Below are 13,593 nucleotides of genomic sequence, written 5' to 3'. Positions count from 1 at the left end.
TTCAGTGTTAACCGAGGACCGGCCCGATGGCGGGTCCATCGGCAACGGTGCCCCTCGGCAGTGCTGCCGAAGGGGACCGTTGCCGGGCACTGGCCGTGCTCTACACGACGCTGTCGCGCCGCATGGCCTCGATTTCGTCGGCGCTGCAGCCTATTTCGGTGAGCACCTCGTCGGTGTCGGCCCCGTGCTTGCGGCCGGTGTACCTGATGCGGCCGGGGCTGCCACCCATCCGCCACATGACGTTCTGCATCCGGACGGGACCGAGGTCGTCGTCCTCGACGGTCGTCACCATCTCGATGGCGTTGACCTGTGGATCGGACAACAGATCGCTCGGCTTGTAGACGGGAGCGACTGCGGCCCCTGCCTTCTCGAACTCGTCGATCACCACGTCCTTCGTCCGTTCGCCGATCCAGCCGCCGACGTACTCGTCCAACAGGTCCGCGTGGGCGGCGCGCTGACGCCCGGTGGCGAACCACGGTTCGTCGAGCACTTCGGGGTGACCCACCAGCACCAGCACGCGTTCGGCTATCGAATTGGCGCTCGTGGAGATGGCCAACCAATGCCCGTCCGCTGTCTTGTACAGGTTGCGGGGCGCATTGTTGCTGGACCGGTTCCCGGTTCGCTCCTGATCGATCCCCAGCTGGTCTGCGTAGATGACGCCCGGTCCGACCGCGGCCATGATCGGGCTCAACAGATCCAGATCGATCTGCTGGCCGATGCCGCCGTTGTTGGTTCGGTGCAGCAGAGCCATCGACACCGCCGACGAACCGGCGATCCCGGCGAGGGAATCGGCCAATCCGAACGCCGGAAGTGTCGGCGGCCCGTCGGCTTCACCGGTCAGGTGCGCGAACCCGCTCATCGATTCGACGAGCGTGCCGAAGGCGGGCCTGGTGGCGTACGGTCCGGTCTGACCGAAACCGGTGACACGCAACAGGATCAGACCCGGGTTGAGCTCGGAGAGCACGTCGTATCCCAGCCCCCAGCGTTCGAGGGTCCCGGGCCGGAAGTTCTCGACCACCACGTCGGCCTCTGCGGCGAGGCGGCGAAAGAGAGCTCCGCCCTGCGCGCTTCCGAGGTCGAGGGTCATCGTGCGCTTGTTCCGTCCGATCATCGTCCACCACAGTGGGTGACCGTCCTTGTCCAGACCGTGTCCGCGCATGCCGTCCGGCTTGGTGGGGTGCTCGATCTTGATGACCTCGGCCCCGAAGTCGCCCAGGATCTGCGCGACGAGGGGGCCGGCGAGGATCGTCGAGATGTCGAGAACCTTGATGCCCTCCAGTGGGCCCGTCACAGGTACGGACGGTGCAGGTAGCGGCCTGCGGGGGCACCGGCGACGGTGCCCTCGGCGAGTACCCGCTGACCACGGACGAACGTGTCGGTCACCTTGGCACCGAGCTCGAATCCCTCGAACGGCGTGTACTCCTGAGCGGACTCGGAATCCTCCGGTCGCACGGTCCAGGTGTGATCGGGGTCGATGAGGGCGATGTCTGCGTCCATGCCGACGGCGATGTCTCCCTTGCCCGGCAGGCCGTAGCGTCGGGCCGGGTTCAGTGACGTGAGCTCGGCGATACGACGCCAGCTCAGGCCGCGCTTGCGTCCTTCGCTGACGAGACCGGGCAGCAGGTATTCCGCACCACCGAAGCCGGACTTCGCGGCGAAGATGTCGCCCCGGTCCTCGGCGAACTTCTTCTCGTCCTTGCAGCAGGCGTGATCACTGACGACCCAGTCGATGTCACCGGCGAGCAGGTGCTCCCACAGTGCTTCGACGTCGTCGCGCGGGCGCAGCGGCGGGTTGACCTTGCCGCCGAGTCCGTAGGCGGTGTCGATGTCGGCCAGCAGGTGCCCGATGGTGACCTCGCGGCGGAAGTCGACGTGCGGGAACGCCTTTGCCATCCGCATCGCCGCGGTCAACGCCTTGCGCGAGGACAGGTGCAGCAGGTTGATGTTGGGCAGCTGCGTCTCGTCGGCGAGGAACGACGCGATGGTGACGGCGAGCCCCTCGGAGTGCGGCGGCCGCGACGCACTGTAGGCCGCGAGGCCCTCGAGAGTGCCTTCCTCTTCGACGATCTTGGTGTACGCGCTCATGATCTCAGCGGTCTCGCAGTGCAGCGACAACGAGATGTGATCGGCCTTGTCGCCCATCTGCTCTCGGGCAGCCTGGATGCCGCGCATGACGAACTCGAAGTGCGCCAGGTCGTATCGCTCGCCCTCGGGTGTCATGAGGAATTCGCTCTGATCGGTGGACCGGCCGTGCAGCCCGTGGCTGCCGTAGAACATGAAGATCTTGAACGACGTGACGCCGTGATCTGCGATGAGCGCGGGGATTTCGTCGATGTGTTCCTTCGACATCGGCGCGAGGTGGTACGCGTAGTCGACGTAGGGGCGTCCCTCGGTGGCCTCCAGGACCTTGGGGAACACATCCGCGTAGGAACCACCGGTGTTCATGTAGTACTGCCCGGTCCGCATGTAGGAGAGCGACGTGGTGACGCCGCCCTGGACACACGCCCGCGATTCGGTCTCGGCGTCGTCACCGAGGGAGTTGTAGATGCCCCAGTGCTGGTGTGCGTCGACGACACCCGGGAAGGCGACCTTGCCGGCCGCGTCGATGACGGTATCCGCTGCCGAGGCATCGATACTCGCTTCGATGCGAGTGAACTTGCCGTCTTCGATCAGCAGGTCCAGAAACTCGCCCTCGTCGGGGGCGTCGGATCCTGGTCGAACTACGCGCGCATTGGTGATCAACAGCGTTGACATGGTGGTCCTTTCGAATTTTTTCACAAGAGTTGGGTTGTTCGAAGCGAACTTGCCGCGAGGTATGCGAGCCCGAGCGCCGGGAGCAGTCCGTTCCCCGCGAGATACCCGGCAGCACCGTGGCCGGAGATGCCCATTGCGGCACCGCCCGAGGCGAACAGACCGGTGATGGCGGAACCGTCGGTGCGGAGAACACGTGCGTTCTCGTCGACGACGAGCCCGCCCTGGGTGTGGAACAACGCGGGCACGATCTTGATGGCTGCGTACGGTCCGGTGAGCGAATGCTCGAAAGAGTTGCGGCCGAACGGATCCGACACCTCTCCCCGCGAGTACTTTTGCACAGCGGCGAGCTCCTCCGCCACTGCCGCAGGTGGGAGCCCGGTTGCGGCAGCAAGGCCGTCCGTGTCGTCGGCCCACACCACGGCTCCCGAGTCGACGGTCTGCTGGAAGTCCTTGAACGACAGGCACTTGTCGTAGATCTCGCGGTCGATGACGACCCAGCCCTCCGAGCCCGGCCTCGCGGCCAGAATAGCTGCGTATTCGGAGTACCCGGTCGTCTCGTCACCGAACCGGCGACCGGATGCGTCGAGCACGACGCCGCCGTGCATCACCGTCGCCCATCCGACGAGAGTCGTCGCCTGCTTCGAGAGTGCCGCGTGTCCCTGGTACGCATCCAGATACGCCGAATCGGCACCGAGACGGCGCCCGATGGTCAGCGCGTCACCGACGGAATGCTCACTTCCGTGATAGCGCGCCGCGGATATCTCCGGCACGTGCTCCGCCACCAACTCTGCGTTGGCACCGTAGCCGTTGGTGGCCAACAGGACTGCGCGCGTCGGAACTCGGTCGACGCTGCCGTCGGGCATCGTGATCGTCACGCCGTCGACGGCCCCGTCGGAATCGACGGACACATCGGTCAGCCGGGCGGGCATCAGCATGTCGATGCGCGGCTCGGCGGCGACCGCTCGCGCGAGGTGCTCGAGCATCCCACTGCCGTGACGGCCTTCGACCGTGTGACAACGCAACTGCGAATGGCCGGGGTATGCGAAATCGGTGACGAGCGTGAGGGGCAGCTGCACGTGATCTGCGAGCCATTCCACCAGCGGCGCACTGACATCGGCGAGGGTGGACGCCAGCCGCAGATCGGCAGTGCCCTTCGTTTTGCGCAGGACGTCGTCCAGGAACTGTTGCGGCGAATCGTCGATTCCGGCCGCTCGCTGCCACCGTGAGCCGGCACCGGGGATCATGGCCGTGGACATCGCCGTGTTGTTGCCCCGCTTGAAGTGCGCACTGGCCTCGACGACCAGCACGTCGAGTCCGAGCTCGGCTGCACGCAGAGCAGCGACGAGGCCACCGCCCGCGCCGGCCACCACCAGGTCGGGTCCGTCCTCGCTCACGCGGAGACCTGCAGCTCGGAACGCAGACCCAGCAGCCGCAACGCCGTGCCGGTCGGGTCCACCACCTGCGGTGACGTCGGTGGATCGACGAGATCGACTGCAGAGCAAGCATTGATGGCGATGGTGCAGCGGAGCTTGCCCGCGTGTTCGGAGACCGCTCTCCCCCAGGTGCCGGTGTCTGCGATGTCGTGCACACCGAGCCCGAGTACTTCGGTGGCCTCGGCGACGATCCCGTAGAACCCGAGTCGGCGGTCCAGTTCCGCAGCGATCGCGTCGTTTCTCGCCAGGGCACCGATCCGGTGCCCCTGGGAGGCATAGAACGAGGCCGTCAGCCGGGTGAGGCCGTAGAGCGGCCGAGCGAACGAATCCGCTTCCTCGGCGCAGGGGTCGAGCACGCAGTCGGGCAGGAACCCGTCGGCGTGCGTGTCCGGCACGGAACGAAAGGCCTGTGACAGCACCTGTTCCGACCGTCTGACGTCGAGTTCGGTATCCAGTGCGCTCGGCGCGTCGGGCCCGATGTTGCGGAGCTCGACGGTGATCCCCGCGGGCGAAAGGTGGTCGTACCGATCCTGCCGGCGCTGCAGTTCTGCCGCGTCGACGTCGATCGGGGTGAAAGCCAAGAGATGCATGTGAGGTGAACTCCTAAATACCGAGGTAGGCAGCTTTGACCCGCTCGTCGTGTGCCAGTTCGGGCCCGGTGCCGGTCAGCACGATGGACCCGCTCTCGATGACGTAGGCCCGATCGGAGATCGCGAGTGCCTGCGCGGCGTTCTGTTCGACGATCAGTACGGTCACACCCGAGTCGCGGATACGCACGATCGCCTCGAGCACTTGAGCTGCCAGCTTGGGAGCGAGCCCGACGGACGGTTCGTCGAGTGTCAGTACTCGCGGCTTGGACATCATGGCGCGGCCGATGGCGAGCATCTGCTGTTGACCGCCGGACATGGTGTCGGCCCGCTGCTCTCGTCGTTCGGCGAGAATGGGGAACAGGGCGTAGACCTGGTCGAGGGATTCCCTCACGCCGCTGCGCTTCTGGGTGTACGCGCCCATCTCGAGGTTGTCGGCCACGGTGAGGCTGCCGAACAACGCCCGATCCTGGGCGACGTGCACCAGCCCGGCTCGCACGATCCGGTCCGCCCGCATCCCGTGAATCGCGTTGCCATCCAGCATGATTCTGCCACCGGACGTGGACACCATGCCGGAGAGCGCACGCAGCGTGGTCGTTTTCCCCGCGCCGTTCGCGCCGATCAGGGAGACGATCTCGTGCCGATCGACCGAGAGGTTCACCCCGTGCAGGATCTCCAGACGGCGGTATCCAGCGTGCAGGTTGTCGATTTCGAGCATCATGCTGTCTTCTCCTCACCGAGGTATGCCTCGACGACGCGGTCGTCGGCAACCACCGTGCGTGGGTCGCCCGAAGTGAGCACCGCCCCCTCGTGCATGACCACCAGACGTTCGGACAGGGCCATCACCGCAGCCATGATGTGTTCGACGAAGAGCACCGTCTGGCCCTGCTGATGCACCGTGCGCAGCAGTTCGATCATCGGTGCCCGCTCGGCCGGGACGAGCCCGGCGAGAACCTCGTCGAGGAGCACGACGCGTGGCTCCATGGCCAGGGCGCGAGCGAGTTCGAGTCTCTTCAATCCTGCCGTCGACATCGTCGAGACCTTGCCGCCGACCTGGTCGGACAGTTGCACGCGGTCGAGGACGTCGAGGGCATGCTGCCGGGCGTCTTTGCGTGACTTGCGCTTCGACAGTGCGGCGATGGTGACGTTCTCGAGCACCGACATCGACTCGAAGGGGCGCATGAGCTGAAACGTACGTACCAGCCCGGCGCGCGCGATCTTGCTCGCCGGCCATCCGGTGATGTCCGTACCGTCGAAGATCACTCGGCCTGCTGTCGGGGGCTGCTCACCCGACAGCAGGGAGAACAGGGTCGTCTTGCCTGCCCCGTTGGGGCCGATGATGCCGAGGAATTCGTGCTCGGGCACGTCGAGGCTGACCTCGCGTACCGCGTGGATTCCCGAGAAGGATTTGCTCAGGTTCTCGATGCTCAACAAGCTCATCGGTTCCACCTCTCACGGATCGTGCCGAAGATTCCTTTGGGCAGGAAGATCACGATCGCGATCAGAATCACCGAGTACGCGGCGACGTCCAATCCGATTGTCCCCTGCAGGAATTCGAGGAAGACGGGTGGGTTTCTGAGCAGTTCGTTGATCAACTCCGACAGCGGCCCGATCACGGCGGCACCGATGACCGGGCCCCAGATCGTTCCGATGCCGCCGATGACGGCCGGCACGATCGCTTCGACGGAAACCGCCGAACCGAAGGCCTGCTCGGGACCGACGAAGAAGTAGTACTGCGTGTAATAGACCCCGGCTACGGCGGTCAGCGCACAACTCGCCGCCACGGCGATCAACCGATACTTCATCGTGTCGATACCGAGCGAGGCTGCAGCGGTTTCGTCGTCACGGGTGGCCTGGACGAACTGCCCTGCGCGGGAGCGGGTGTAGAAGATGGTGCCGAGAACCGCGAGCGTCAGAATGACCAGAGGAATCCAGACGTAATTGGGGCTGCCCTTCTCGAACTGCAGCATCCACCACGAATCACGCGGCAGGATGGGCACATTGAAGCCCTCGGTCTTGTTGAACACCTCGAGGTTCTGCACCAGCAGCAGAAACATCTGCGCGAAGGCGAATGTCGCCAGTGCGAAGTACGACCCGGCGAGTCGGTAGCGCAGGCACAGGTAGGCGATGAGTGTGCCCACCGTGGCCGAGAGGACTGCCGCGACCACCATCGAGATCCACGGGGAAATTCCGTGCTCGACCAGAAGATACGCACCGGAGTACGCACCGATTCCGAAGAACGCGGCGTGGCCGAAACTGAACATGCCGCCGAACCCGCTCATGATGTTCCACGCCACGGCCATCACGGCGAAGATGAGCGTGCGCACGGCAACCGTCTGGGCCTGCTCGCCGAGGAGCAGCGGCAATGCCGCCACGACGACGAATCCGATGACCAGCGTGATCAATTGGCGGCGTAGCCACGTGTCCTTCAACCGCGGATCGTGCTGCACCGGTGTGGGTGCGCTTCTTGTCGTAGTCATCGGCGCGCTCCGTACAATCCTTCGGGCTTGAGAAACAGAACGAGAACGAACACCGCGAATACCAGGATCAGCGAACCCGTTCCGGGGAGGTACAGCGCGCCGACGGTCTGCACGAGGCCGATGACGAGGCCACCGACCATGGCTCCGACGACACTTCCGAGCCCGCCGAGAACCACGATGACGAACGCCAGGATGGTGAATTGTTCTCCGACCGACGGCGTCAGGCTGGTGAACGGTGTCATCAACCCGCCTGCAACCGCGACGCAGGCTGCGCCGATACCGAAGGTGAGCGCGTAGACCCGACCGATGTCGACGCCGACGAGCTTGGCTCCCTCGGAGTTGGATGCGACCGCGCGGATGGACAATCCGAGCGGCGTCCGCTTCAGTACCGCGGTGAGCGCGACGGCGACCAACGCGGCCCCGATGAACGCGATCACTCGCGGCCACGACGCGACGGCACCGAGTACGTCGAGGGAACCGTCGATCGGAGCCTGCACCGATTGCGGCCGCCCTCCGAAGATCATCAGCAGCACGTTGATGATCAGCAGCGACAGGCCGAGGGTGACCAGGAGCGGGCCGTCGTGACTGCCACTGATGGTCAGTTTCGTCAACAGTGTCGCTTGGACGACCATGCCGAACAAGAACATCACCGGAACGGCGACCAGTGTTGCAACGTAGACCGGCAACCCGGCGGTGGACAGCGCGTAGACGATGTACATCGCCATCGTCAGCATCGCGCCCTGGGCGAAGTTCACGATTCCGAGGACACCGAAGATGAGCGTCAGGCCGACGGAGATCAGTGCGTACACACCGCCGAGAAGGAGTCCGGAGACGACCGACTGCGTGACCAGGCCCTGGTCTTTTCCACCGACGAGGTAGATCACCGCCATGATGACGACGATCGCTGCTGCGACCGGGATACCGGGGTTGAGCCCCGCGAGACCTTTGTTCCCTGCCTTCTCCGCGGTCGAGGTAGCGGCCGTCACTGGCCGGCTCCCGCGGGGAACTGGATTGCGTCCGTTGCGAACTCCTCGGGGAAGACCTGCGCGACTGCACCGTCGCGAACCTGCATGACGATGACGGTGGCGTTCTTGTTCTGGCCGGTCTCGTCGAACTCGATCGGTCCGTTGAACGCGAGAAGCGGATCCTCGATCGAGACGCCGGAGATGGCGTCGCGCAGATCCTCGGGATCACTCGACGCACCGTCGTTCAGTCCGGCCGCGATGACCTCGACTGCCTGGTAGGACAGCATCGCTGCGGTCTCCATCGGGCGTCCGTATTCGGCCTCGAACCGCGAGCGGATGTCGGTGACGCGGTCGCTGGTGGCGTCGAAGTGGTAGTTGGCGCTCAACACGCCCTCCCCTGCGGCACCTGCGTCACTGGGGAACGAGCTGTCGTCGAACGCGCCGTTGGCAATTCCGTAGACGCCCTTGACGTTCAGGTTCAGCTGCTCGACCGCACGTGCGATCAGCAGCCCGTCCGGGTAGTAGCCGGTGGCGACGATGACGTCGGGGTTGGACACTGCAGCCTCACGCACCTGAGTGGTGGCGTCGGAGAAATTCGTTGCCGGGTAGGTGATTTCCTGCACCGACGAGATTCCTTGGTTCGCGGCCTCGGCCTCGAATGCGTTGAAGACGCTGTCTCCGAAGGATCCCTCGATGTGCAGGTAGGAGACGCGGTCGATCGGCTGACCGGTCTGCTCCTCGATCGCGGCGAGCGCCTTGGCACCGTCGGTTCCCATGCTGGACGCATTCGGCTGCATACGGAAGGAGTACTGGTAACCCTGGTCGAGGATCTTGTCGTCCACCGCCACATCGATCACGAGCGGAACCCGAGATCGCTCGGCAACCGAGGCGACGTTCTGTGTGACGTCGCTCTGGTACGTGCCGATGAGCGACACCGCGCCGTCGTCGATCAGCCGCTGCGCCTCACTCTGTCCGACCTCTGCCTTGCCCTGACTGTCGCCCGACACCAACTCCAACTGCCGACCGTCCATGGACGAAATGCCGCCTGCTGCATTGATATCGGCCACGGCGAGGGCAGCACCGTCGTTCATCAGCCCGCCCACTCCCGCCAGAGCTCCGGTGGTGGGATGAACCGATCCGATCTTGATGGGGCCGGAGTCGTCCGAGCCGGTGGAGGAGCCACATGCTGCCGCACCCACGACTGCAACGGCTGTCAGCACGCCTACGAGCTTCTTCATTGTTGAGTCTGCCTTCCGCGCCCATCGGCGCCGAGTCGAACCACTGGGCGGAACCTACCGTTCCGCTGAGCGCACCATCAGATTGATGATTGATCTCGCTGAAATCGAGTATGGCACGCATCACGGCCTCAGAACAGGCTCTTCCGTCAATTTCTTGTTACGGGTATGGTTCGCTCAGCGGAACGCACGCACATCCGAAAGGTGACACTTATGGTCAGCAGGCCTGCACTGGAGACGTCGACGGGAACAGAGTCCGCCGATCGTGTCGCCGATGTGCTCATCGCCTTCGCACAATCCGATCGGGCACTGGGCGTGTCCGAGATCGCTCGCACTCTCGACCTGAGCAAGGCTGTGGTGCACCGCATTCTGCAGTCGCTGGCATCGCGGTCGATCGTGCAGCCGGTTGCGGGCGAGTCGACGTATTCCCTCGGCCCGGCGGCGATCGGACTCGGCACCAAGGCGTGGAGCCAGCTCGACGTCCGGTCGATCGCGGCTCCCGTGCTGCGCGCGCTTCGCGCGAACACACGCGAGACCGCAACGCTGTCGGTACTCGTGGGGCACCGTCGGGTCTATCTCGATCAGTACGAGAGCCCCCAGGAGGTGAAGATGGTGGTCGAGATCGGCCCTCAGTACGCGTTGCACTCGGGAGCCTCGAGCCGAGCGATCCTGGCGTTCCTCCCCGATCGATTCGCGGACGAGGCCTTCCAGGAACTCCGCAGCAGTTCCCCCGACGCCGACGAGACCCGCTTCCGCGCCCGCCTCGCAGAGATCCGCACCAACGGATACGCAACCTCGACGAACGAGCGAAACACCGGTGCAGCGTCGATCGCCGCGCCGTTCTTCGACGCCGCAGGGCACGTACTCGGATCGGTCAGCTCCTCGGGCCCCGCTTTCCGCTACTCCTCGTCCGCGGACGACGAACACATCGTTCACGCAGGTCAGGTCGTCGCGGCGGCCCAGTCGATCACCACCATCCTGGAAGCGCGTGCAGCTCGATGACCCCTACCTCCGCCCGGTCGTTCCTCTACGTACCGGCAAACAAGCCCGAGTTGTTCGACAAGGCCGTAGGCGGTGCCGCAGACGCGGTGATCATCGACCTCGAGGACGCGGTTCCGTTGGCGGACAAAGACCGAGCGCGTGCCGACCTCGCGGGGTGGTTGGCCTCGACGCCGTCGACCGATACCCAGATCTGGATTCGCATCACCCCCGAATTCATGACGCAGGACCTCGCGGCCGTCGCCGGAGGCGGTGTCACCGGCATCATGGTGGCGAAGTGTTCGGTCGAGTCACTCACGCGCGCAGACCGATTGCTCACCGAGCACAGCCTGCCCGAGGTAGAGCTCATCGGGCTGATCGAGACGGCGCACTCCTTGCGTGCTCTGCCGGAAATGGCTCGATGCAACAGAGTGCGAACATTCGGGATCGGTGAAGTCGACCTCCTCGCGGACCTGCGCATCACACGTTCGGAATCGACGGAAGCGATGATCGACGCGCTTCGGCTGAACGTCGTGATCGATTGTGCTGCTGCGGGATTGGCAGCACCGATCGCCCCGACGTCGACCGATTTTCGCGATCTGGACGGGTTCGTCGGCACCACGGCCCGCTTCGTGCAGATGGGTTTCCGTGGCCGGACGGCATTGCACCCCAGTCAGGTTCCGATCATCAATGCCGCGCTCACCCCGTCCTCGGACGACATCACCACAGCACGTCGACTGGTGGAGCTGTACGAGGTGTCTCGGGGAGGACCGACCGTCGACGACAACGGACGATTCGTCGACGAGGCAGTGGTGCGGGGCGCACGGGAAATCCTCGCCCGGGCCTGAACCGACCGAACTGCAGCTCGGGCACCGCCACACGAGTGACAGTGCCCGAGCCGGTGGGACAACTGTTCTATTGCTGCGTGGTCGATTTCAGGTCGGTCAACGGTGCGAGCAGTGTCCCGATGTCGGTCAGGTCCCCGAGAGAATCGCATCGGCCGGCCAGTTCCTTCAGCTCGACGTCGGAGAGGAACGGCCCCGCATTGCTGGTGAACTTGGTCGAGACCTCGCCGAACGACAGCGGCCGTTCGGGTCCGCCACGAGTGGTGAGCACCTCTTCGACCACTACTGTTCCATCGGTCAGAGTTGCGGTCAGCACCGCCGGGAACTGGTGCGGGAAGATGGCGTCGCACTTCGGGTTCGGAACGACGTCGACCTTGGCCATCAGAGCTCGCCGATCTGCCGACTTCGCCAACTCGTCGGTGTAGTCATCGAGTGCTGCGCCGAGCCCGCCCCCGCCGAGCAAGCCGACGACAACGGCGTACGGTCCGCTGAACTGCGCCATGTACCCGGTCTCGGGCGTGCGTTTGACGTCGATGGGTTCGCCGATGGTCCGCAGGTTCGCCGCGGGCACTCCCAGCTCGAGCTTCTCGATCTGCTCCGGCCGGATTCCTCTCGCCCGCAGCGCTGCTCCTGCGTCTATTGCCGCGTGGGTGAAGTGATTGGCTGGGTACGGCTTGAAGAAGATTCCGGGAACGGCCCACTCGGAGCCGAGTCCGTCCAGAATCTCGTTGGCTCGGCCAGGCTCGTGCAGCCAGGCCTGGAAGAAGCCGAACCGTCCTTCGAGGACCGTCGGCGGCCCGGTGATCCCATGACGCGCAAGGCCTGCCGCCGAGAGCGCGGAATGCGCAGCCCAACCGCAGTGCATGCGCTTGACGGTGCCCCCGGTGCGGTTGGCCTCGATGATGCCCGACGCCATCGACGCCGCAATGCCCATCGTGTCGACGATTTGTTCCTCCGACGCACCACCGATGACAGCGGCAGCCACAGCGCTACCCATCGCACCGCAGATGGACGTCGCGTGCTGTCCGTGCTCGAAGAACACCGAGTTCTTGGTCTCCGGGTCGAACCCCGCCATTCCGATGCGCACACACACTTCCAGCCCGATCGCGATGCCGCGGACGAGTTCTCGACCGTCGGCACCGTGCTCCTGAGCAGCCGCGAGAGCCGCGGGCACGACACTGGCGCTCGGATGCAGGATCGATGGAAGATGCGTGTCGTCGAAATCCAGCGAGTGTGCGAGTACTCCGTTGACGAAAGCGGCGAGGGCCGGAGGAAGGGCGATGCCGAGGCCGACCGCGGATGCCGTTGCTGCCCCGCCTTGTTCGCGGGCCCATGCGGTCGCGGCCTTGCTCGTCTCGAGATCGGTGGCCGCAACCGCGATCCCGAGCGTATCGAGCACCCGCATCCCGACCGAGTTGACGACGGCGTCGGGTAGATCCTGATAGTGGGTGGTCGCGGCGAAACGCGCCAGGTGCTGCGCGAGCGTACGTTCGCTCATGCGGACGTCACCGCCAGCGGCCGTACCGGCGAACCCGTTGCGCCGAAGATGTTCAGGGGAACGAGAACGAACGTGAACTCGAACAGTTCCTGCTGGGAAAGCTCTTCGAGGTCGAGTGCTTCGATGATGTAGATACCGCTCTCCACCAACAGAACTCGGTGCGCGGGGAGCAGGGCGTGACCACCGCCGGGGGCGAGCCGCTCGAACGCGATGGTGTCTGCGCCTGCAGCGTGTACACCCTTGTCCGCCAGCCATTGCGCGCCTGCTTCTCCGACTCCGGGAACTCCGGACGGGCCGCCGACGTACGGCGATCCCTCGGCGAACAACTGCCCCCATCCGCTGCGAATCAGCACGACATCGCCGCGTTCGATCTCGATTTTCTCTGCAGCACATGCCGATTGCAGATCATCGACAGTGATCTCGTACCCGCCCTCGCAGCGACCGACACCGAGGAGCCTCGGGATGTCGAGCAGCACGCCGCGGCGGATCATGGGTTCGATGGTGTGGACGCCGTGTTCGACATACTTGCCGCCCAGGCACGACTGCCCGGCATCGGCACCGCCGTGCAGCTTTCCGTCGTGGCTGACGTGAGCGAGAGCGTCGATGTGAGTGCCCACGTGCGTTCCGGTGGTGATCATGTCGTTTGCGGCGCTGCCACCGTCTGCTCGAGTCACGTCGCCGTGTCTGCGCGGCAGGGTGTGCCAGAACTGAGGATGATTGGGCGACTGCGGCATCCCGACCCTCAACTGTCTACCGAGATCGACTGCGCGCACGCCCCCCTGGACTGCACGAAGAAGTTGATCGGACATTGCTTCGTC

13 protein-coding genes are annotated in these 13,593 nt (G+C 65.0%); 2 read left to right on the top strand and 11 right to left on the bottom strand.

All coding sequences use genetic code 11. The features are described 5' to 3' along the window. Window positions 1-100: 100 nt before the first annotated feature. The 9 genes from CH291_RS17615 to CH291_RS17575 are packed head-to-tail and all read right to left on the bottom strand — an operon-like array spanning window position 101 to window position 9,457. The gene (locus CH291_RS17615; protein WP_068282244.1) at window positions 101-1,291 is read right to left on the bottom strand and encodes a CaiB/BaiF CoA transferase family protein; all 1,191 of its coding nucleotides are present in this window, start codon (window positions 1,289-1,291) and stop codon (window positions 101-103) included. After that, window positions 1,288-2,754, bottom strand: a complete 1,467-nt coding sequence (locus CH291_RS17610) for a dihydroorotase (protein WP_094688319.1) — start codon at window positions 2,752-2,754, stop codon at window positions 1,288-1,290. Before CH291_RS17610 ends, CH291_RS17615 begins: the two co-directional genes overlap by 4 nt. Before the next feature lie 20 nt (window positions 2,755-2,774). Further along, window positions 2,775-4,148: an FAD-dependent oxidoreductase gene (locus tag CH291_RS17605; protein ID WP_094688178.1), complete on the bottom strand. Its 1,374-nt coding sequence runs from the start codon at window positions 4,146-4,148 to the stop codon at window positions 2,775-2,777. Further along, window positions 4,145-4,777 (bottom strand): hypothetical protein, encoded by a 633-nt coding sequence (locus CH291_RS17600; RefSeq protein WP_094688177.1) that lies wholly within the window; start codon window positions 4,775-4,777, stop codon window positions 4,145-4,147. The genes CH291_RS17605 and CH291_RS17600 overlap by 4 nt, the downstream gene beginning before the upstream one ends. 13 nt (window positions 4,778-4,790) lie before the next feature. Then, window positions 4,791-5,495, bottom strand: coding sequence for an ABC transporter ATP-binding protein (locus tag CH291_RS17595; RefSeq protein ID WP_176460542.1), 705 nt, complete (start codon window positions 5,493-5,495; stop codon window positions 4,791-4,793). Then, a complete protein-coding gene (locus tag CH291_RS17590) occupies window positions 5,492-6,214 on the bottom strand; it encodes an ABC transporter ATP-binding protein (protein WP_094670779.1) in 723 nt (240 codons plus the stop codon). Before CH291_RS17590 ends, CH291_RS17595 begins: the two co-directional genes overlap by 4 nt. Next, window positions 6,211-7,254 (bottom strand): branched-chain amino acid ABC transporter permease, encoded by a 1,044-nt coding sequence (locus tag CH291_RS17585; protein WP_094639865.1) that lies wholly within the window; start codon window positions 7,252-7,254, stop codon window positions 6,211-6,213. The genes CH291_RS17590 and CH291_RS17585 overlap by 4 nt, the downstream gene beginning before the upstream one ends. Beyond that, entirely contained in the window at window positions 7,251-8,240 is a 990-nt protein-coding gene (locus CH291_RS17580; protein ID WP_094670731.1) for a branched-chain amino acid ABC transporter permease, read from the bottom strand. The genes CH291_RS17585 and CH291_RS17580 overlap by 4 nt, the downstream gene beginning before the upstream one ends. After that, entirely contained in the window at window positions 8,237-9,457 is a 1,221-nt protein-coding gene (locus tag CH291_RS17575) for an ABC transporter substrate-binding protein (RefSeq protein WP_068051173.1), read from the bottom strand. The genes CH291_RS17580 and CH291_RS17575 overlap by 4 nt, the downstream gene beginning before the upstream one ends. Window positions 9,458-9,667: 210 nt before the next feature. Here CH291_RS17575 and CH291_RS17570 point away from each other — a divergent pair, with 210 nt between their 5' ends. Together CH291_RS17570 and CH291_RS17565 are read left to right on the top strand one after the other, a co-directional pair. Further along, window positions 9,668-10,456, top strand: a complete 789-nt coding sequence (locus CH291_RS17570; protein WP_068051171.1) for an IclR family transcriptional regulator — start codon at window positions 9,668-9,670, stop codon at window positions 10,454-10,456. Further along, a complete protein-coding gene (locus CH291_RS17565; RefSeq protein ID WP_094688176.1) occupies window positions 10,453-11,280 on the top strand; it encodes an HpcH/HpaI aldolase/citrate lyase family protein in 828 nt (275 codons plus the stop codon). The genes CH291_RS17570 and CH291_RS17565 overlap by 4 nt, the downstream gene beginning before the upstream one ends. 67 nt (window positions 11,281-11,347) lie before the next feature. On the opposite strand, the gene CH291_RS17560 is transcribed toward CH291_RS17565, so the two are convergent. Both CH291_RS17560 and CH291_RS17555 read right to left on the bottom strand, forming a co-directional pair. Further along, window positions 11,348-12,775 (bottom strand): MmgE/PrpD family protein, encoded by a 1,428-nt coding sequence (locus tag CH291_RS17560; RefSeq protein WP_094688175.1) that lies wholly within the window; start codon window positions 12,773-12,775, stop codon window positions 11,348-11,350. After that, window positions 12,772-13,584, bottom strand: a complete 813-nt coding sequence (locus CH291_RS17555) for a cyclase family protein (RefSeq protein WP_068051189.1) — start codon at window positions 13,582-13,584, stop codon at window positions 12,772-12,774. Before CH291_RS17555 ends, CH291_RS17560 begins: the two co-directional genes overlap by 4 nt. Window positions 13,585-13,593 lie beyond the last annotated feature (9 nt).

Origin of the sequence: Rhodococcus sp. 14-1411-2a, assembly GCF_002259485.1 — a bacterium.
GTDB lineage: Bacteria > Actinomycetota > Actinomycetes > Mycobacteriales > Mycobacteriaceae > Rhodococcoides.
Note: the sequence above shows the minus strand (reverse complement) of the source record. Positions and strands in the feature narration are given on the sequence as shown.